The 19,399-nt window shown below is 67.1% G+C and carries 15 protein-coding genes; 12 read left to right on the top strand and 3 right to left on the bottom strand.

Annotated elements, in window-relative coordinates; all coding sequences use genetic code 11:
- Window positions 1-43: 43 nt before the first annotated feature.
- The 4 genes from L1K66_RS04910 to L1K66_RS04895 are packed head-to-tail and all read left to right on the top strand — an operon-like array spanning window position 44 to window position 5,281.
- Window positions 44-2,263, top strand: a complete 2,220-nt coding sequence (locus L1K66_RS04910) for a TonB-dependent receptor (protein WP_252259871.1) — start codon at window positions 44-46, stop codon at window positions 2,261-2,263.
- Complete coding sequence (locus L1K66_RS04905; protein ID WP_252259870.1) at window positions 2,260-3,879, top strand: serine hydrolase domain-containing protein; 1,620 nt, start codon at window positions 2,260-2,262, stop codon at window positions 3,877-3,879. Before L1K66_RS04910 ends, L1K66_RS04905 begins: the two co-directional genes overlap by 4 nt.
- 2 nt (window positions 3,880-3,881) lie before the next feature.
- Window positions 3,882-4,931, top strand: coding sequence for a serine hydrolase domain-containing protein (locus L1K66_RS04900; protein ID WP_252259869.1), 1,050 nt, complete (start codon window positions 3,882-3,884; stop codon window positions 4,929-4,931).
- Window positions 4,928-5,281 (top strand): nuclear transport factor 2 family protein, encoded by a 354-nt coding sequence (locus L1K66_RS04895; RefSeq protein WP_252259868.1) that lies wholly within the window; start codon window positions 4,928-4,930, stop codon window positions 5,279-5,281. The genes L1K66_RS04900 and L1K66_RS04895 overlap by 4 nt, the downstream gene beginning before the upstream one ends.
- Window positions 5,282-5,285: 4 nt before the next feature.
- Here the strand turns inward: L1K66_RS04895 and L1K66_RS04890 are convergent, their stop codons facing one another.
- The 3 genes from L1K66_RS04890 to L1K66_RS04880 all read right to left on the bottom strand — a co-directional run bounded on the left by L1K66_RS04890 (window position 5,286) and on the right by L1K66_RS04880 (window position 9,070).
- Window positions 5,286-6,677, bottom strand: a complete 1,392-nt coding sequence (locus L1K66_RS04890; protein WP_252259867.1) for an MFS transporter — start codon at window positions 6,675-6,677, stop codon at window positions 5,286-5,288.
- Complete coding sequence (locus tag L1K66_RS04885) at window positions 6,659-8,260, bottom strand: serine hydrolase domain-containing protein (protein WP_252259866.1); 1,602 nt, start codon at window positions 8,258-8,260, stop codon at window positions 6,659-6,661. Before L1K66_RS04885 ends, L1K66_RS04890 begins: the two co-directional genes overlap by 19 nt.
- A gap of 78 nt (window positions 8,261-8,338) precedes the next feature.
- Window positions 8,339-9,070 carry a TetR/AcrR family transcriptional regulator gene (locus tag L1K66_RS04880; RefSeq protein ID WP_252259865.1) on the bottom strand — a complete coding sequence of 244 codons (732 nt, stop codon included), beginning with the start codon at window positions 9,068-9,070 and terminating at the stop codon, window positions 8,339-8,341.
- Window positions 9,071-9,213: 143 nt separating this feature from the next.
- On the opposite strand from L1K66_RS04880, the gene L1K66_RS04875 reads away from it, so the two are divergent.
- The 8 genes from L1K66_RS04875 to L1K66_RS04840 are packed head-to-tail and all read left to right on the top strand — an operon-like array spanning window position 9,214 to window position 19,399.
- Window positions 9,214-9,720: a MaoC/PaaZ C-terminal domain-containing protein gene (locus tag L1K66_RS04875; protein WP_252259864.1), complete on the top strand. Its 507-nt coding sequence runs from the start codon at window positions 9,214-9,216 to the stop codon at window positions 9,718-9,720.
- Window positions 9,717-11,915 (top strand): S9 family peptidase, encoded by a 2,199-nt coding sequence (locus L1K66_RS04870; RefSeq protein WP_252259863.1) that lies wholly within the window; start codon window positions 9,717-9,719, stop codon window positions 11,913-11,915. The genes L1K66_RS04875 and L1K66_RS04870 overlap by 4 nt, the downstream gene beginning before the upstream one ends.
- Window positions 11,908-13,464 carry a class I adenylate-forming enzyme family protein gene (locus L1K66_RS04865; protein ID WP_252259862.1) on the top strand — a complete coding sequence of 519 codons (1,557 nt, stop codon included), beginning with the start codon at window positions 11,908-11,910 and terminating at the stop codon, window positions 13,462-13,464. Before L1K66_RS04870 ends, L1K66_RS04865 begins: the two co-directional genes overlap by 8 nt.
- A gap of 1 nt (window position 13,465) precedes the next feature.
- Complete coding sequence (locus L1K66_RS04860) at window positions 13,466-14,599, top strand: alpha/beta hydrolase (protein WP_252259861.1); 1,134 nt, start codon at window positions 13,466-13,468, stop codon at window positions 14,597-14,599.
- A complete protein-coding gene (locus tag L1K66_RS04855; RefSeq protein WP_252259860.1) occupies window positions 14,596-16,287 on the top strand; it encodes a CocE/NonD family hydrolase in 1,692 nt (563 codons plus the stop codon). Before L1K66_RS04860 ends, L1K66_RS04855 begins: the two co-directional genes overlap by 4 nt.
- Window positions 16,284-17,318, top strand: a complete 1,035-nt coding sequence (locus tag L1K66_RS04850; protein WP_252259859.1) for a dipeptidase — start codon at window positions 16,284-16,286, stop codon at window positions 17,316-17,318. The genes L1K66_RS04855 and L1K66_RS04850 overlap by 4 nt, the downstream gene beginning before the upstream one ends.
- 1 nt (window position 17,319) lies before the next feature.
- The gene (locus L1K66_RS04845) at window positions 17,320-18,435 is read left to right on the top strand and encodes an alpha/beta hydrolase (protein ID WP_252259858.1); all 1,116 of its coding nucleotides are present in this window, start codon (window positions 17,320-17,322) and stop codon (window positions 18,433-18,435) included.
- Complete coding sequence (locus L1K66_RS04840) at window positions 18,428-19,399, top strand: ornithine cyclodeaminase family protein (RefSeq protein WP_252259857.1); 972 nt, start codon at window positions 18,428-18,430, stop codon at window positions 19,397-19,399. The genes L1K66_RS04845 and L1K66_RS04840 overlap by 8 nt, the downstream gene beginning before the upstream one ends.

The following is a 19,399-nucleotide window of genomic DNA, read 5'->3' as shown; positions in this document are numbered from 1 at the left end:
TTTTGGGGGAAATTCTCCGGATTCGCAAGGGGAGGTGCAAGCTATGCTTTCAAGATCAGTCAGCCGGGCGATATTGCTGACAGGCACAGCGGGAGCCGCCTGGGCGTTCCTCCCGGAAGCTGCCCTCGCGCAGTCTGCGGACAATGCTGCAGCCGCCGACGAGCGCACGGAGATCATCGTCACCGCCAACAAGCGCGAAGAACGGCTGCTCGACGTGGCGGGCAGCATCGCGGTGGTCAGCGCCGACGATCTCGAACAGCGCCAGGCGCTCGATCTGCAGGACCTGTCGCGCTCGGTTGCGGGGCTCAATCTGCAGCAGGGGGCAACGCCCGGGGTCAACCGGATCATCCTGCGCGGCCTCAATGCGGGCGGCGACGGGGCGACAGTCGCCTCGGTGGTCGATGATGCGCCGCTCAGCTTTTCGGGTGCCAACACCAACGGCGCTTTCGTGGCGAGCGATTTCCAGACCTATGACCTCCAGCGGGTCGAGGTGCTGCGCGGGCCGCAAGGCACGCTCTACGGCGCGACCTCGGAAGGCGGTCTGATCCGCTACGTCACCAATCAGGCCGATCCTTCGGGTTTTGCCGCAGGTGCGCAGGTAGGCGGCGCGACAGTCGCGCAGGGCGATGCCGACGGTTTCGCCCGCGCCTACGTCAACCTCCCGCTCGGCGAGAATGCCGCAATCCGCTTCACCGGCTTCTACGACGGCATCCCCGGCTGGGGTCAGAACCCCCAGCTCGGCGAGGAGGACATCAACGGCGGGCGGCGCTATGGCGGCCGCGCCAACCTGTTCTTCGAACCGACCGAAGGGCTGACGATCACCGCGCTGGCGCTCTATCAGGACGGCAAGTTCTTCGGCAACGGCGCGGTCGAGGCCAATGGCCTGACCGATCCCACCGATCTGTTCGGTCTGGTCAACGGCTATACCTACCGCAGCGCGACCCGCAATTTCGCGACGAACAAGTACCAGCTCTACAGCCTCAACGTCAGCCTTGATGTCGGCTTCGGCACGCTTCAATCGATTACCAGCTACGGCGAAGTCGACGTTGTCAGCTTCAACGACGTGCAGGCTTTCGCCAATGCGCTGGTGCCCAACTCCTCGGTGCGCAGCAACAACACCGTTGGGCTCGGCAAGTTGACGCAGGAACTGCGGCTCGCCTCTGACACCACCGCACCTGCGGAAGGGATATGGCTCGATTGGCAGCTGGGCTTCTTCTACACCCGCGAAACCGTCGACTTCCTGCAAGACTTCGAGGTGCTGGCGCAGCCCTCGCTCACCCCGCTGGCCAACTTCGTGACCAACACCCTGCCCTCGCGGTTCGAGGACGTCGCGGGCTATGCCAACGCCACGCTGCATTTCAGCGACCGCTTCGATATCGAGTTCGGCCTGCGCGTGGCGCGCAACAACCAGCGCTCGCAGCTGACCCAGTCCGGCCTTGCCGTGGGTGGTCAGACCATCGTCAGCCCGGCCCGGACCTCGGCGGAGACCGCCACCACCTTCCAGGTCGCGCCGCGCTTCCGGATCAATGACGATGCGATGGTCTACGCCCGCGTCGCCCGCGGCTATCGTCCCGGCGGGCCGCAGATCCCGGTGCCCGGTGCGCCCCCGACCCTGCCCGACAGCTTCGGCAGCGACAGCACGCTGAACTACGAGCTCGGCTTCAAGGGCGCGTTCGCCGACAACATGCTGACGGTCGATGTCGCGGCATTCTACATCGACTGGTCCAACGTGCAGGTACTCACCGGCGTGATCGTCGACGGCAACCAGTTCACCATCACTGGCAATGTCGGCAAGGCGGTGAGCAAGGGCTTCGAATGGGGTTTCGAGCTGCGCCCGACTGCCGGCCTGACGCTGAGCGCGATCGGTGCCTATACCGACGCGACCTTTACCCGCGCCGCGCCTGTCATCGGGGCGCTGGACGGTGATCGCCTGCCATATGTGGCAGACGTGACCAGCACCATCGGCTTCGACTACGAAACCGCCCTGTCGGATAGTTGGGACGGCTTTGTTGCCGGCAGCTGGACCTATACGGGCGAGCGCGTCTCGGACTTCCCGTTCAAGATCGAACTGCCGAGCTTCTCCACCTTCGATGCCCAGATCGGCGTGCGCTCGGGCAAGTATTCGATCGAGCTGTTCGGCAAGAACCTGTCGGATGAACGCGGGATCACCAACTTCGTCCCACTCGGCGCGACCGGCGGGGTAGGCACGCTCGGGATCATCCGGCCGCGCACAATCGGCATCAGGCTGGCAGCGGACTTTTGAGCGCAGACGCCGGGGCCCTGCTGGACGCGCTTGTCGATCCGGCCGACAGCACCAGCGCACCGGGGGGCGTGATCGCCGTCCGGCAGCGCGGGACGGTGATCTATCGCCGGGGTTTCGGCATGGCGAGCATCGAGCACGCCGTCGCCAACACTCCGGCGACCCGGATGCGGATCGGGTCCTCAAGCAAACAGTTCACCTGCTTTGCCGCGCTGTTGCTGGCAGAAGAAGGCAAGCTCGATCTTGATGCGCCAGTGGATCGCTGGGTCCCGGACTTGCCGGGCTTTCCGACCGTGCCGACCGCCCGCCAGCTGATGAACCACACGGGCGGATACCGCGATCACCTCGACGGGGCCGGCCTCGCCAACGGGGGCGCGCTGATCCCCGATGGCTGGGCGATGAAGATGATCGCACGCCAGACGGGGGCGAACTTCGCGCCCGGCAATGGCCAGACCTATTGCAACGCCGGCTACCACCTTCTCTCGGCAGTGATCGAGCGCGCGGCAGGCGAGCGGTTCGAGGATTTCCTCGACCGGCGCATCTTCAAGCCGCTAGGCATGCTGGCCACAGCCTCGGCGCCGAGCGACTATGCCATCACCCCCGATCTGGCGACCCTGCACGTTCCCACGCCAACCGGTGGCTGGCGGCGCGGGCTGTTCCCGACCGAGGAGATCCGCGGCGAAGGGGCCATGATCTCGACCGTCGATGACATGCTGCGCTGGCTGGACGAATTGAAGGGCCCTCACCGGCTCGCAAGCCCGGAAGGCTGGCGGGCGATGACCGATGCACCGCTGCTGCCCGACGGTACGCGTTCGATCTATGCGCTGGGCCTGCACCGCCACCACCATCGCGGGATCGAGGTGATCCACCATGCCGGAGGCGTTATCGGCGGCGCGGCGCAGCTTATGCATGTGCCCGTGCATGATCTCGACATCGTGATGCTGAGCAACGGCGGCCGCCTGCCGCCCTTGCCGACAACGTGGCGCATTCTCGAAACGCTGCTGCCAGATGCGATCGGCGCGCCCCTGCCCCCGCTGGCGGCGGCAGGTGATTTCCCCGCGCTGGACGGCCAGTTCTATGGCGGCGCGAGCGGCACGCTGGTCGGGTTCGGCGCGGTTGGCGAGACGCTCGGTCTGTCCGTCGTCGGCTCCCCGCCTTTCCCGATCATGCGCGATCACGGCGCGGCGCTGGTCGTGGGCTTCGAGGAATCCGCGCTCGGCCCGATCATCATCGACAAGGCGGGTCTGTCGGGAAGCACGCCGCCAGAAACGCTCGCCTTCAGCGAATCCGGACGGCGCGAGACCCTGCGCCGCCTCGCCATCGACGATGCCGGGGCAAAACGTCTGCTTGAGGCGCTTGACGGCCGCTATGCCAGCGCCGATCTGGCGGCGCGCGCGACGCTGGTGCCGGGCGATCCTGCGACTATTGCGGTGCGCGGCGAATTCGGGCTGACTACGGGGGTGTTGCAGGCCCTGTCGGAGGAATTTCTGCTGGTGTGCGAGGAAGCGGGCGGCGCGCCAAGTGCCATGATCCGGGTTGAGCGCGCCGGTGGGGCCATCAACGGCTTTCGCGTCAGCTCGCCGCGCGGCCGGGGCTTTCTGTTCACGCGGGCAGATTAGGCATGGAGCGGCTGCAACAGGCTCTTGAACACGCTTCGCAAGACCCGGCAGTGCCGGGCGCGCTGGCGGCGGTGCTGGCGCCCGGATTGGGCCTCACGTGGGCGGGTGCCAGCACCCATCGCCTGATGGACGGACGGACAGCTACCCGCCCCGACACCCCCTTCCGTCTCGCCAGCACCACCAAGATGGTCGTCGCCTGCGCGGTGTTCCGGCTGATCGAGCAGGAAAGGCTTGGGCTCTACGATCCGATTGCGGGGATGATCGATCCGGGCATTGCCGCGCAGCTCGCCGTCGGGGGGATCGATCCGGGAGCAGTGACTCTGGCGCAGCTCCTCGGCCATACCAGCGGGCTGCGCGATCATGTCGCCGAGCCGAGCTATGCCGCCACCGTCATCAGCCAGCCGCAGCGGCGCTGGACGCGCGCCGAACAGGTGGCGCTGGCGCTCGATGCCGGACGCCCGCTCGCCCCGCCCGGCCAGTTGTTCCGCTATTCCGACACCGGCTACGTGATCCTCGGCGACATTATCGAGCGGGCGACCGGCATGACGCTTGGTCCCGCGGTGCGCGGGTTGATCGGTTACGACCGGATCGGCCTCGTTCACACCTGGTGGGAAGAGCAAGAGCCTGCCCCTGCCGAGGCCGGAACCCGCGCCGCTCAGTTCATGGGAGCAGAGGATGCCAGCGGGCACGATCCCTCCTTCGACCTGTTCGGCGGCGGCGGGCTTGTCAGCACGGTCGGCGATCTGGCGAAACTAACCCGCGCGCTGGTGCTGGGCGAGGTGTTCGAACGCCCCGCCACGCTGGCGGCCGCCTACCTCATCAGCCCGGCGATCCGCGCGCCCGAAGCATTTTTCGTCCACTCCAACGCCTTCATGCTGTTCCCGGTCGGCAGCCGCTTCGGATGGGGCCATGCGGGCTTCTGGGGCTGCGTCGGCGTGTGCCTGCCCGACCGCGACATCACCATTGCCGCCACCATCAATCAGGCCCGGCCAGAGACGCCCGACCGGCTGTTCCGGCTGGTTGCCGACCTGTTTGCGGCGCTGGACGCATGAGCGAGGCCGACACCCTGATCGAGCGGCAGGTCGAGACCTACAACGCCCACGACCTCGAAGGCTTTGTCGCCTGCTTTGCCGAGAATGCGGTGCTGACCGATCTTGCCAGCGGGCGCGTCTTCGCTTCGGGCCGCGACCAGATCCGCAAAGCCTATTCGGCGACCTTCGCCCGCCTGCCGCGCGCGGGCGTTACGATTACGCAGCGCACAGCCATCGGCGGGGTGGTGGTGGATGTGGAGCGGATCCATGCCGACGGCTCCCACGCGGTCGCGATCTACCGCGTTGCCGAGGGCGCGATCACACATCTGTGGCTGGTGCCGCCCGCGCTGGTAGGCGCGGTGGCGCCCTAGCCCCTCAGGCCGCCTCGCCCCGCGCCTTCGCGTCGGCCAGCGCCTCCCCGAAAGCCTTCTGCGCGGTCAGCAGCACCAGCCCCGCGACGATCAGGCTCGGCACCGTGACCATCAGCGCGCTCGTCAGGATCACGCGGGGATCGCTGCCGAAGCTGTCCGACAGGAACCCGACCAGCGGCGCGGCAATCGACGAGAGCAGCACGTTGACCACGAAATTGACCGAAATCGCCCGCGCCCTGAGCGCCGGGGGAGCGAGCGACTGGATCGCGGTCGGCAGGATCATGCCCATGGTGATGTTGATCGCATAGCCCACGAAGATGATCGCATAGAACACCTCTGCCGAGGGTGCGAGCCACAGCAGGCCGAGGATCGGGCCAGAAATGAGGTAGCCGATGGTCAGCAGCCGCACCGGAAAGCTCGGACCGACGCGCCGAGCGAACAGGCGCGTCAGCGCAAGGCTGGATACGAAACCCACAGGCGTCGCCGCCAGCGCGGCCAGCCCGATCGCCGCGCCGACCTCGGCCTCGGTCTGCGAGAAGGCGCGCAGGCCGATCACCACGACCCAAGCGAGCAGCGCCTGATAGCCGAAATTGGCGATCCCCAGCGCGCCATAGAGCCGCAGCATCGCCGCCCCGCGATCGAACAGGAAACTGACCAGCGAGCCGACCGGCTCCTCCTGCTGCGGTTCGGCGGCTTCCACCGCCCCGTGCGCCATCTTGCCGCGCCCGCCAAGCCGCGCGGTAAACAGCAGCGCAATCATGAACGGCGCGGGCAAGGCAACGGCGAAGAACGACAGGCGCCAGACTTCCAGGCCGGCGAGATCGGGCGGCAAGGAAGGCTGCAGCGCCCCCACCCCCGCGATCATCGCCCCGCCCAGCGCCAGCGCGATGGAACCGGTCGCGACCGAAACCAGCGCGAACACCGAATTGGCAAGCTGACGCTTTTCGGGCGGGAAGAGTTCGGGAATGATGGCGAAGGTCATCGGCGCAAGCCCCGCCTCGGCGGCGGCGACCATCGCGGTGGCGATCAGGATCTGGGTGTAGCTCTGGGCAAGGCCGCAGCCGACCACCGCAAGGCTCCACACCGCGATGCACACCGAGAGCACCAGCCGACGGTCGATCCGGTCCGCCGCCCATGCGAGCGGATAGGCCGCCACCGCCGAAAACAGCGCCACCGCCGTGCCTTGCAGAAACCCGAGCTGCAGGTCGGAGAGCTTGAAGGCCACCTTGATCTGCTCGGCCAGCAGGATGATCACCTGCCGGTCGATGAAGGCGAACAGCGTCACCACCACCAGCACCCCGAGCGAATACCAGGCATAGGCCAGCGAGGGCCGCGCGGGGGCTGCAGGCGCATCGGCACCGGCCAGGCCGGGGGTGCTCAGGTGAATCTCAGCCATCGTGTCCTCGCGGTGTTGAGCGTGAAGGCAGCGCCATCGGTATCGAGCAGGATGGCGGCGGTGTAAGGCAGGCCGGGTCTGGTCGCGGTCGCCAGCGCGATGCGGTGATCGTGCCAGTCGAGCGCCATGGTGTTGGTGCCGAAGGGGTCGCTGATGTGGAGCAGATCGCGCTCGGCGGTGCGCTCGAACCGGGCCTCGGCTTCGGCATCGGGGGCGGCGAGCAGGCGCGCAGGCAGGCTGTCGGGCCGCTCGCCGTCGCGGCGCGGGTGGTAGCGCGCCGCCGCGCCGCCGAAGCGGATCCTGATTGCGCCCTTGGCGAGCTCGGCAGGGTCCACCACAAGCGGCGAGAGCGTCGGCGGCTCGGCGATCCATGCGCCCCCGTCGCGAGGGGTCAGCGGCACCACCGGCGGCCCGCCCACCACTCCCAACCGCAACCCCGCTTCGTCGGCGGCAAGGTGATAGATCATGCCGGTTGCGTGCGAAGCCCAGCTTCCCGCCAAGCCCGCAGGCGCGGGCACCGGGGGGCTCGCCTGCGCATCCTCGCCCAGCACGATATCCGCCGCCGCCAGCGCGAGCGCCGCCGGATCGGCCTCGGGCGCGCCATTGGCGAGGATAACGATTTCCAGCGCCTCATCGGGGAAGATCAGCATCTGGCTCAGCCCCCCGATCACCCCGCCGGCATGATAGATCACCGCCCGGCCGCGATGCTCGCCATGGATCAGGCCGAGCGCATATTTGCCGTTCGCGTCATCGGGATAGGCCGGGCGTTCGAGCAACTGCCGCCAGCTTTCGGCATTCCCGAAGCGGTCGCGGGAAAGCAGGTGCGCCGTCCAGATCAGCATGTCGTCGATGGTCGAGACCACCGCGCCCTCGCCCCGCACGTCGGGGTTCGGGAACAGGCCCCGCCGCCAGCCGCCGCCGGCCGCGGGCACATGCAGCGTCGCCATGCCCGGCACGATCTCGCGGTCGTCCGGAATCGAGGCTGTGTCATGCATCCCGAGCGGCGAGAACAGCCGGTCGCGCAGCAGCGTCTCGAACGGCGCGCCGCCCGCGCGCTCGATCGCCAGCGCCATCAGGTGATAGCTGGAATTGCAGTAGATCATCGCGCTGCCCGGCGCGAAGTTGCGGCCCGCCTGACGGCACGCCAGATCGAGCGCGCGTCCGGCGGGCGGGACCGCGTCGAGATGGGCGATCACCGAGAGATCGAAGTAACACCGCCCTCCGGCGCGGTGCTGGGCATGCTGGCGCAGCGTGCCCTCACCCTCTGGGCCGATCAGTTCGGGCAGCCAGCGCCGCAGCGGCGCATCGAGATCGAGAAGGCCCTCCTCCGCCAGCAGCAGCGCCAGCAGCGCGGTCATGTGCTTGGACGTCGAGCCGATCCGGATGCGCGAGCGCGGGGTCAGGGCGCGGCGTGCCTCAAGGCTGGCCATGCCATAGGCTCGCCGAAAGACGATCTCGCCGCGGTGGCGGATACCGACGGCAAGGCCCGGCGCGCTGGCGCTGTCCCAGCGGGCGAACAGGCCTTCAAGTCGCGACAGGGCGTCAGGCTCCGCCATCTCCATTGCCGCCGCACCATCTGCCAATTATCCGCCCTCCCTCAGCGATGAAACTGCGGGCGGGTCGGCGGGCTGTCAACGAAAAACTGATTATAGGCCCAGTTTCTATTTTTTAGCGGAGCCGTCTTCGGGATCGGGAGCGAACAGGGCCCTCAGCCACAGCTTCGTTAGCAGGTCGGCGAGCGCCGCCGGATCGTCGGCGTAGCGCGTTCCGGCGATGGTCGGCTCGTTTTCGATGAAGGCGAGGCGCAGAAAAGCATCGACCATCGAACCCAGCGCCGTCACCGCAACATCAATCTCCACCCGGTCTTTCAGCGCAATGTCGCGCTGGCGCAGCAGCGCGCGGGTGGTGCGTTCACGCCAACGGGCGTTCCATGCATGCCACTTGGCGGCGAAGTCGGGAAACTCGTCGGCGAACTGGAAGACGCAGCGCATCAGCCCGGCATTGGCCTGGAACATTTGCGCATAGCGCAGGTTGCCGTGCGCGATCGAAGCGAATCGGGTTTCGAGCGGGCGCTCGCGTTCGGGGAAGCCTTCGAGGAAGGCGAGGAAGCCGTCGAGCACTTCCTGCGAGATCTCTTCCTTGTTCTTGAAATAGACGTAGAACAGCGCGTTCGAGACGTCGGCATCCTCGTGAATGTCCGACACCCTGAGATCGCGATAGCCGACCTCGCCCAGCAAGCGCGCTGCCGCCGCCTTGAGGCGCAGCCGGGTGCGCTCTCCCTTGCGCTTGGCCAGCCCGATCTGCGCCGACAGGTGTTCGGCATAGCTCAGCGGCGGATTCGCCAGACCAGCGCCTTGCTGTTCCATGACCATGTCTGCCTCGGCCGCTTTCATCCTACCACCGCTAGGCCGTGTCACCCGTTTGCGCAACCTGAACCCGGCATTTCCTAAAATTGGGACTAATCCCAATTTTATTTGACAGCCCCGGTCTCCTTCCTATGATTGGCGGGTACGGGAACGGGCGGAGGACAGGGAAAATGGCGAAACCAAAAGGCATTGCCGACACGATCTGGCATCGGGGTGGCCAGCAGGCGGTGTCGGACTGGATGACCATCGATCAGGATCGCATCACCACCTTCGGCCTCAACACCAATGATCCCGATCGCCTGCATATTGATCCCGAATATGCCGCTGCGCATGGACCGCATGGCAAGACGATTTCCTTCGGCTTTCTCACCATGTCGCTGCTCACCCACTTCTTTCACGATGCGGTCACCACCGATCGCACCGGCTATGCGCTCAACTACGGCTTCGACCGGATGCGCCTGCCCAACACGGTCGTGGTCGGATCGCGTCTGCGCGGCATCTTCACGCTGATCGCCAACGAGCCGCGCGGGGCCGGCCGGGAACTGCGGCGTTACGGCGTGACGGTCGAAATCGAAGGCGAGGAAAAGCCGGCGCTTGCCGGTGAATGGCTGGTGATGTGGGTCGATGACGGTGTCCATCACTTCGCCGCTCCGGAACCGGACGGGCAGCGCGAATGACGACGGCCGTCCTGACTGCACGACAATTCCTATCCACGCTCCCGCTTGAGAGGATCTTTGCAGCCCCCAGCCTCGATGGCCCCGTGGTGGGCCAATTGGCATGGTCGCCCGACAGCCGAAGAATCGCCTACCAGCGCGCCGATGCCGCGACGCCGGAGCGCTTCGACCTGTGGCTTTGCGAAGCGAAGTCGGGCGCGGTGCCGCGCCTGCTGCTGCGCGGCGATGATGCGCGTATCAGGGGCAGGCTTTCGGACGAGGAAGCCGCGCGCCGGGAACGCCAGCGGCAGTTCAACCATGGCATCGGCGCGCTGGCCTGGACGCCGTGCGGCGGCTTTGTGCTGGCCGCGACCGGCAGCGGCACGGTGCGGATCGACATTGCCACCGGACACTTCGCGCAGATCACCCCGCCCGATGTAACCGACGTGCAACCGGCACCGGTCGGCACCCACATCGCCTGCATTGCGGAGGGAGAGCTGTGGCTGGCCGATGCCTCCGACGCCCTCATCCGCCGTATCTCCCCGCCGGCTGAACCCGGCATCCGCTATGGCGTCGCCGAATTCGTGGCGCAGGAGGAATTCGCCCGCGACACCGGCTTCTGGTGGCACCCCGACGGCACGGCGATCGCCTATATGCGGGTCGACGAAACCGGCGTGACGGCCTGTGATCGCATCGAAATCGGGGTCGACGGCACACACTGCATCAGCCAGCCCTTCCCCAAGGCCGGGACGCCGAATGCAAAGGTCAACCTGTTCGTCGCTGCGCTGGACGGTCAGGAAGCGGTCAGGATCGATCTGGGCGATGATCCCGACATCTATGTTTTGCGCGTGGCGTGGTCGTGCGATGGTCGTCGGCTGTTCATCCAGCGCCAGTCGCGCGACCAGCAGCGCATCGATCTGCTCGCCGCCGATCCTCTGACCGGCAGCACCAGCGTAATCTTTCGCGAGGAGGGCGAGCCATGGGTTAATCCCAACCTCGATTTCTATCCGCTCCGGGACGGAGGCTTTCTGTGGGTGTCCGAGCGGACCGGCATCAACCAGCTCTATCACCATGAATGGCAGGGAACCGCCATTGCGCAGCTGACCGACCTGCCTTTCCCCGTTGCCGCCCGCGACCGCGAACGCGGGCTGGTCGGGGTCGACGAGGAGGCCGGCCACGCCTACATCATGAGCGGGCGCATGGGCGTCGTCGAACGGCACCTTTACCGGGTGCCGCTCGAAGGGAACGGCAAGTGCGAGCGCATGACCGACGCGGAAGGCTGGTGGTCGGTCACCATGGCCCCGGATGCGCGGCACTATGCAGCTATCCATTCCAGTCCCTCGCAGCCGCCCCGTGCCGCCCTATACGATCGCGACGGCCGGATGCTGTGCCCGCTCGAGCCCAACCGCCTCGACGAGCACCATGCCTACACGCCCTATATCAGCGGCCTGCCCTGCCCTGAATTCGGCCAGATCAGGGCCGAGGACGGGCAGGCGCTCGACTATGTGCTGCTGAGGCCCGCCGACTTCGATCCTGCCAAGACTTACCCGGCGATCCTGGAGGTCTATGGCGGCCCGGGACGGCAGTTGGTGCGCAAGGCGTGGCGCGCGCCGGAGGAACGGGCCTTTCTCGATGCGGGATACGTGTTGTTCCAGCTCGACAATCGCGGAGCGTGCGGGCGCGGTCTGGCCTTCGAGGCGCCCATTGCGCGCCGGCTCGGCGAGCCGGAAGTGGCCGATCAGCTCGCAGGGCTCGCCTTCCTGCGATCCCTGCCCTTTGTCGATGGCGCGCGGATCGGGGCGATGGGCTGGTCCTATGGCGGGTTCATGACCCTGCGGCTGATGACCGATCCGCGTTCGGGGATCCGGGCAGGAGTTGCCGGCGGCTCGATTGCCTATTGGGGCGATTACGACACCCACTACACCGAACGCTTTCTGGGCCAGCCCGCCGAAGAGGCCGAGGCCTATGCAGCGGCCAGCGTGATTCCGCGCCTCGGCCGGCTGTCGGGCCGGTTGATGCTGGTGCACGGCATGTCCGACGACAATGTGATGTTCGATCACGCGCTGAAGCTGATCGACGAGCTTGAGCGGCTGGGCACGACCTTCGATCTGGTGCTTTACCCCGGCCAGCGCCATGTGATCGTGGGAAGACAAGCGCGCACGCACAAGCTGCGCAGCACCCTCGAATTCTTTGACCGCGAGCTTGGCCGCGATGGCTGATCCTGTGCCGCCCGACACCCTGCCGACGCTGGAGGCGCATGTACGCTGGTGGGCCGCCCATGACGGCGCGCGGGAGGCCGCGGTGCTGGGCGGGACCCGCTGGAGCTACGCCACGCTCGAGCGTGAGGTGACGAGCCTTGCATGCGCAATGCTCGCAGCCGGCGTGGCGAGGGGTGACAGGGTCGCAACCCTTGCCCCGCCGGGGCTCGATTTCCTCAAATCCTATCTCGCCGCCACCCGGATTGGCGCGATCTGGGTCGGGCTCAATCCGCGCTATCGCTTCGATGAACTCGCGCATGTCCTGCGCGATGCCGCGCCGCGCCTGCTGCTCGCCCGCGCGCACCCTGAACTCGCCGAAGTGCGCGCCCTTTGCCCGCTGACCGTCATGCTGGACGACCCCGCGGACCTCGACGCCTTCATTGCGAAGGGGGCCGCGCTGCCTGCTGGCGCGCTCGATAGCGCCATGGCCTGCGTCACCGCAGAGGATCCGGCGGTGCTCGTCTATACCTCGGGATCGACCGGTGCGCCCAAGGGAGCAATCCTCTCGCACGGCGCGATCGTGCGTTTCGCGCGTGGCCAGAACGACATCTGGCCGCTCTCGCCGCTCAGGGTGCTGAACTACTTCCCGATCAATCATGTCGGCTGCCTCAACGACATTCTCGCCCCCGCCCTTGTCGCAGGCGGGTGCTGCGTGTTCATGGAGCAATACGACACCCGCGAAAGCCTGCGCCTGATGCAGGATGAAGCCATCACCTTCTGGGGATCGGTGCCGAGCGTATTCCAGATGCAGCTCGCCCTTCCCGACTTCGCCGATTTCGACCTGTCGGCGGTGCAGCTGATCGTGTGGGAGGGCGCGGCGATGGCGCCCGATCTGATCGCGCAGCTGGGCCGGATCTGCCGCTGGCGGACGACCAATTACGGCATGACCGAGACCACCTCGGCGATCACAGTGCTGGAACCGACGGATGACGAGACGCTGCTGTCCGAAACCGTGGGCAGCGCCTTTCCGGGCGTCGAGGTAAGGCTGATGGGAGCCGATGGCGCGCCTACACGCCCGGGCGAAGCAGGCGAAGTGCAGACCCGCTCCGCGCTCAACTGCCTCGGTTACTGGAACAACCCGGAAGCCACCGCCGCTGCCTTCACGCCCGACGGTTGGTTCCGCACCGGCGACCTCGCCATGCAGCGCCCCGATGGCCGCTACCGCATCGTCGGGCGGCTGAAGGAGATGTTCAAGTCCGGCGGCTACAACGTCTATCCGCGCGAGATCGAAAGCGTGATCGAGGCGCACCCCGATGTCAGCGCCGCGGCGGTGGTCGGCATACCCGATCCTGTCTGGGACGAGGTCGGCGTCGCTTATGTCGAAGGCGCGGTGACCGCCGAGGCCATCGCCGAGTGGTGCCGCGCGCGGCTCGCCAACTACAAGATCCCCAAGCACATCCACTGCGAGGCGGCCCTGCCGCTGCTGCCGATCGGCAAGATCGACAAGCCTCTGCTGCGCCGCCGCGCGCTGGCCGAACACGCCCTTCATCCCGCGCAAGGAGACGCCTGACATGATCCCCACGCCGCTGGCCGACATCACCGACGCCGCCGAACTGCGCGCCCGCGCGCGGCAGGTCTTCGCCGATATCGGAAGGATCGTCGCCCCCAACGGAATCGACGAGACGCGGTGCATCGAGCTGGGCGGTGTCACCCAGCACATTCACCTGCGCGGACAGGACCGCGATGCGCCGATCCTGCTGTTCCTGCATGGCGGGCCGAACACCCAGATTTCCGATGTCGCCTGGTCCTATCAGCGCGGCTGGGAGGATTTCTTCGTGGTCGTCAACTGGGACCAGCGCGGCTGCGGACAGTCTTTCGGCACCCCCGATGATAGGGCCCGGATCACAGGCACGCTCAACCGCGCGCAATACCGAGCCGATGCGATCGCGCTGATCGAGACGCTCGCCGCCGATTTCGGACGCGCGCGCATCGTGCTGGTGGGCCAGAGCTGGGGCACGGTGCTGGCGCTCGAAGTGGCCAAGGCTCGCCCTGACCTGCTCGACATCGTGGTGCTGCAAGGGCTTGCCGGCAACTGGCTCGCCAGCGCCGACCGGGTCTATCACTGGTATCTCGCCGAAGCTGAGCGCCGCGGCGACACCGCAGAGGTCGCTAGGCTTCGGGACGTCGGCCCGATCCCGGCTGCCGACGATCCGGCCCTAACCGAATGGCCGCTGAAGTTCGGCCTGCCGATTCCCGATCCCAACACCTGGCACAATTTTCGCGGAGACGACGATGGCTGGGGCCCGCGCATGGAGCTGCTGCGCTTCCTCTCGCCCGACCTGCCGCCCGAAACCTATGCCGAGGAAGCCCGACGCATGGCCGAAGACGGCGAGGAACTATTCGCGCGGCACAAGGAAGCCATGACCTCGGTCGCGCCGTGGGATGCCGAAACCGATGTCGGCACCCGCTTCGAGGTGCCGGTGGTGGTGATGCAGGGCCGCCATGACTGGCAGACGTCCTACGACCTCGCGCTGGCCTATTTCGGCAAGATCGATGCGCCCTGGAAGAAGTGGATCGCCTTTCCCCACGCCGCCCATGTGCTCAATCTTGAACAGCCGGGCCTTTCGGTGGTGTCGCTGGTAAATGACGTGCTGCCCGCCACACGCGGCGAAGTGCCGCCGGGCGCGGAGCTGCGCGCGCCGTGACCATCCACATCGAACCCAACCTGCGAATCCCGCTGCCCGACGGAATCGCGCTCGGCGGCATCCTTTTCCGCCCGCGCGCCGATGCCCTGCCCGGGCCGGTGATATTCACGCTTTCGCCCTACACCGCCGACACCTATTTCGCGCGCGGCGTGAACTTCGCGGAACACGGTCTCACCTTCATCGCTCTCGACACCCGCGGGCGCGGCAATTCGGGCGGGGGCTTCGATCCGTTCCGGCAGGAGCTTGCCGACGGGCCCGAGATCGTCAGATGGATCGCCGCCCAGCCCTTCTGCAACGGCAAGGTGGCGATGGCAGGGGGGTCTTATTGCGGCACCACCCAGTGGGCGACCGCCAGCGGCCACCCGCCTGCCCTTGCCACCATCGTCCCCACCGCTTCGGCCCATGCCGGGGTCGATTTCCCGGCGCGGGGCGGGATCGGCTACCAATACCTGCTGCAATGGCTCGCCTTCGTGAACGGCAAGGCGCTGCAATCGACGTGGTTCGCCGAAAGCACCTTCTGGCGCGAATTGTGGCGCAAGCGGTTCGAGGCGGGCGTATCCTTCCGCAGTCTCGCGCAGGAACTCGGCGGCAACTGGCCGCAAATCGATGAGTGGATCGACCGGATCGAGACCCATCGCTTTGACGATTACATGCCGACGGATGCGCAACTGGCCGCCATCGACATGCCGATCCTGACCATCACCGGCAGCTATGACGACGATCAGCCTGGCGCGCTGGCCTATTACCGCCGCCACATGGCGCTCGCTCCGGCAGAAGCGACCGCCAAGCACCATTTGCTGATCGGGCCGTGGGATCATGCCGGCACCCGCACGCCCCAAGCCAAGGTCGGCGGCGTCACCTTCGGCGAGGCAAGCGTGATCGACATGGATGCGCTCCACCGCGAATGGTTTGCCTTTGTGATGGAAGGCGGCCCTCGCCCGGCGCTGCTTCAGGGCCGCGTCACCTACTACGTCATGGGCGCGGACTGCTGGCGGCATTGCGCGCGGCTGGAGGATGCGACCGACCGCCATGCCGACTATTGGCTTGCCTCGGCAGGCCGCGCGCATGATCTGTTCACCGCCGGATGGATGGCGCCCGACTGCGCGCCGAAAGGCCCGCCCGACAGCTACCGTCACGATCCCGGCGATACCACCATTGCGGCGATCGAGATGGAGGTCGATCAGGAAGACCCGGCAGAGGCGCGGATGGTCTTCGCCCGCAACGGCACCCAGCTGGTCTATCACACGGCGCCCTTTGCCGAGCCGGTCGAGGTCACCGGGCAGTTCATCCTTGAGGCATGGCTCGCCATCGACACCCCCGACACCGATTTCGTCGCCCGCATCTACGAGGTCGACAATCAGGGCCGCGCGATCCTGCTCACAAGCGACATGCTGCGCGCCCGCCACCGCACCGGCATCGCGGCACCATACCTCGTCACCGACACCGCACCGCAACTCTACACCTTCGCGCAGTTCTTCTGGATTTCGCGGCAGATCGCCAAGGGCAGCCGGCTGCGCCTCACCATCGGCCCCAACCATTCGATCCACACCCAGCGCAATTTCGGCGGCGGCGGCATGGTCAGCGACGAGACCATCGCCGATGCCCTTCCCGTCATCGTCAATCTCCACCATGACGCACAGCACCCCTCGCGGCTGCGCGTGCCCATCGGCGCAAAGGAGCCCGCATGACCGATCCTGCCGCTATCGCTGAAGCCCGCGCGATGCTCGATACCATGCTGGTGTGGGACAACCACGCCTGCCTGCCGATGCGCCCCGAGGACGACAGCTTCATGCCCGAACTCGAACGCTTCCGCACCGCCGGGGCGGATGTGGTCTCGGTCAATATCGGCTTCGGCCCCTACCCCCTGCTCCATCATCTGCGCATGGCGGCGAGCTTCCGGCGCTGGATCGCCCTGCATGCCGATCGCTACCAACTGGTCGGCAGCCTTGAGGACATTGCGGCGGCGCGGGCGGCGGGGCGGCTCGGAATCTTCTTCGATGTCGAGGGCATGGCCCCGCTCGACGAGGGCGATCACGGCATGGTCGGCCTGCTCTACGATATCGGCGTGCGCTGGATGCTGGTCGCCTACAACCGCAACAATGCCGCGGGCGGCGGGTGCCATGACGATGATCCGGGCCTCACCCAATATGGCCGCGAACTGCTGGCCGAGATGAAGCGCGTGGGCATGCTGGTGTGCTGTTCCCACACCGGCCACCGCACCGTGCGCGCGGTGTTCGAGGCGGCGGAAAACCCGGTGATCTTCTCGCACTCCAACCCGCTCGCGCTGGCGCAGCATGCGCGCAATATCCCCGATGATCTGATCCGCGCCTGCGCGGCGACCGGCGGGGTGATCGGGATCAACGGCATCAGCTTTTTCCTTCGGCCCAATGCCAGCCCGGCGCAGGGCGTGGCCCATGCGATCGACCATGTGGTGCAGCTGGTCGGGATCGATCACGCCGGGATCGGTCTCGATTACGTCTTCGACCAGGTCGAACTCGCGCAGGAGCTTGAATCCAAGCGCCACACCTTCCCTGACCCGGAAGCCTATGCCGGGCTCCTTACCATGGCCGCGCCCGAAGACCTCCCCGCCATCGCCGCCGAGCTGACCGCGCTGGGCTATGCCCGCGAGGACATCGCCAAGGTGTTCGGCGGAAACTGGCAGCGGGTCGCCGGACAAGTGTGGAAAGCCCCCTCCAACCTTCAAACGCAGGCCACCTGACATGACCGAGACCGCCACCCTGCCCGATCCGACCCGCGATGCGGTGCGTCACATGTTCGCCGAGATCGGCCGCATCGTCTCGCCGCAGGGGATCGACGAGGCCCGCCATGTCACCCTTGGCGGGGCGCGGCAGTGGATCACCATTCGCGGGATGGACCGCGCCAACCCCGTGCTGCTCTATCTCCACGGCGGGCCGGGCGGCGCGCTGTCGGACATCAGCTACTATTTCCAGCGCCCGTGGGAGGAATATTTCACCGTGGTCCAGTGGGACCAGCGCGGCTTCGGCCGCTCGGCAGTGGACGGGGCGAAGCTGGAGGGCACTGTCACCCTCGCCCAGACGATCGCCGACGGGATCGAACTGGCTGAATATCTCGCCGACTATCTGGGGCACCGGAAAGTCTTCGTGATGGGCCAGAGCTGGGGCACGATCCTCGCGCTCGAAATCGCAAAGCGCCGTCCTGACCTCCTCCACGCGGCGATTTCGGTCGGGCAGAACACCGACTGGAACGGCAATTTCATCGAGACCCACCGCCTGCTGCTGGAACACGCCCGCAGCGCCGGGGAGAGCGAGCTGGCCACCAAGCTGGAGGCGCTCGGCCCCATCCCCGACCGCGCCACGGACGAAGCCGCGTGGATCGGCTGGGTCGGTTTCGTCCAGACCGAAATGGTGCGCCGCGGCTTCAGCTGGTACAATTTCCGCGGCCCCGGCACCGACTGGAACGACCGCATCCTGCCGATGCACCTCGTCTCGCCCTCGCTCGTCGAACCCCTGCCCCAGCCCGATCCGCCCTTCACCGGCGGCCCGGCCACGCCGCATCTCGAAATCGGGCGCTCGGCGGATAACTGGAGCGCGCGCGCGAATGTTGGCACACGGTTCGAATGCCCGGTGGTGATGATTTCGGGCGCACATGACTGGCAGACCCCGGTGACCCTGACCCGCGCCTATTTCGCGGAAATCGATGCACCGTGGAAGCTTTACGAGGAGTTTCCCTATTCGGCGCATGTGGTCGCCATGGAGGAGCCCGGGCGGATGCTCGTCACCCTCGTGACCAAGGTCCTGCCCGCCGCGCAGGGACTGGTGCCTGCGGACGCTCAGCGGAGAGACGACCATGCCTGAATTCCGGATCATCGGGGCCGATCTGGTCCACCGGCTGCTGCCCTATGACGAATGCATCGCGCTGATGCGCCGCGCCTTTCTGGCCGAGGCGGAAGGCCGCGCACTCCAGCCGATCCGGCAGGCGATGCTGATGCCCAATGACAAGGGCCTGCTCTCGATGATGCCCGGCGTGGTGAGCGATCCCGACTGGCTCGGCATCAAGGTGATGACCGTTTTTCCCGGCAATTTCGGCACCGAACTGGGATCGCATCAGGGCCCCATCCTGCTATTCGATCCCGACAATGGCCGCCTGATGGCGATGATCGACGGGCGCGAGGTCACCGCGATCCGCACCGCTGCCGCCTCGGCGGCGGCGACCGATGCGCTCGCCAATCCCGATGCGGCGAGCCTCGGCATCTTCGGCTATGGGGAGCAGGCGCATACCCATGTCGCCGCGATCCGCGCGGTGCGGCCAATCCGCGAGGTGCTGGTCTGGGGCCGCGATCTGCACAGAGCACAGGCCTTTGCGGCCAGTCTCGGCGAAGGCGTGCGGGCCGTCGCCACGCCCGAGGAGGCGGCCACCGCCGACATCCTGTGCCTCACCACCGCCGCGAAGGAGCCCTATTTCGAAGGACGCTGGCTGCGCGCGGGCCAGCACGTCAACGTGGTGGGATCGAGCATTCCCACCACCTCCGAGATCGACCACGAAACGCTCGTCCGCTCGCGCGTGTTTGTCGACTTCCGCGACAGCGCGCTGGCGCTCGGCGGCGATCTGCGGCGGGCGCTGGAGGCTGGCGCGATCACGCAAGAGCACATTCTCGGCAGCGTCGGCGGTGTGATCGCGGGAACCTGCAAGGGCCGCCGGAGCGCCGATGACATCACCCTGTTCAAGTCGCTCGGCATGGTGGCCGAGGATCTGATCGCCTGCGACCACATCCTCAGCGCCGCCGAGGCCGAGGGGGTCGGCATACTCGCCAACTTCTGA

It is taken from the genome of Erythrobacter aurantius, from assembly GCF_023823125.1.
Taxonomy (GTDB): domain Bacteria; phylum Pseudomonadota; class Alphaproteobacteria; order Sphingomonadales; family Sphingomonadaceae; genus Erythrobacter; species Erythrobacter aurantius.
This window is presented reverse-complemented; position numbering and strand designations above follow the sequence as displayed.

What these genes read in the sequence shown, in the direction of transcription:
- L1K66_RS04910 (WP_252259871.1), top strand. Translation starts at nt 44, where the DNA reads ATGCTTTCAAGATCAGTCAGCCGGGCGATATTGCTGACAGGCACAGCG.
- L1K66_RS04900 (WP_252259869.1), top strand. Translation starts at nt 3,882, where the DNA reads ATGGAGCGGCTGCAACAGGCTCTTGAACACGCTTCGCAAGACCCGGCA.
- L1K66_RS04895 (WP_252259868.1), top strand. Translation starts at nt 4,928, where the DNA reads ATGAGCGAGGCCGACACCCTGATCGAGCGGCAGGTCGAGACCTACAAC.
- L1K66_RS04890 (WP_252259867.1), bottom strand. Translation starts at nt 6,677, where the DNA reads ATGGCTGAGATTCACCTGAGCACCCCCGGCCTGGCCGGTGCCGATGCG.
- L1K66_RS04880 (WP_252259865.1), bottom strand. Translation starts at nt 9,070, where the DNA reads ATGAAAGCGGCCGAGGCAGACATGGTCATGGAACAGCAAGGCGCTGGT.
- L1K66_RS04875 (WP_252259864.1), top strand. Translation starts at nt 9,214, where the DNA reads ATGGCGAAACCAAAAGGCATTGCCGACACGATCTGGCATCGGGGTGGC.
- L1K66_RS04870 (WP_252259863.1), top strand. Translation starts at nt 9,717, where the DNA reads ATGACGACGGCCGTCCTGACTGCACGACAATTCCTATCCACGCTCCCG.
- L1K66_RS04865 (WP_252259862.1), top strand. Translation starts at nt 11,908, where the DNA reads ATGGCTGATCCTGTGCCGCCCGACACCCTGCCGACGCTGGAGGCGCAT.
- L1K66_RS04860 (WP_252259861.1), top strand. Translation starts at nt 13,466, where the DNA reads ATGATCCCCACGCCGCTGGCCGACATCACCGACGCCGCCGAACTGCGC.
- L1K66_RS04850 (WP_252259859.1), top strand. Translation starts at nt 16,284, where the DNA reads ATGACCGATCCTGCCGCTATCGCTGAAGCCCGCGCGATGCTCGATACC.
- L1K66_RS04845 (WP_252259858.1), top strand. Translation starts at nt 17,320, where the DNA reads ATGACCGAGACCGCCACCCTGCCCGATCCGACCCGCGATGCGGTGCGT.
- L1K66_RS04840 (WP_252259857.1), top strand. Translation starts at nt 18,428, where the DNA reads ATGCCTGAATTCCGGATCATCGGGGCCGATCTGGTCCACCGGCTGCTG.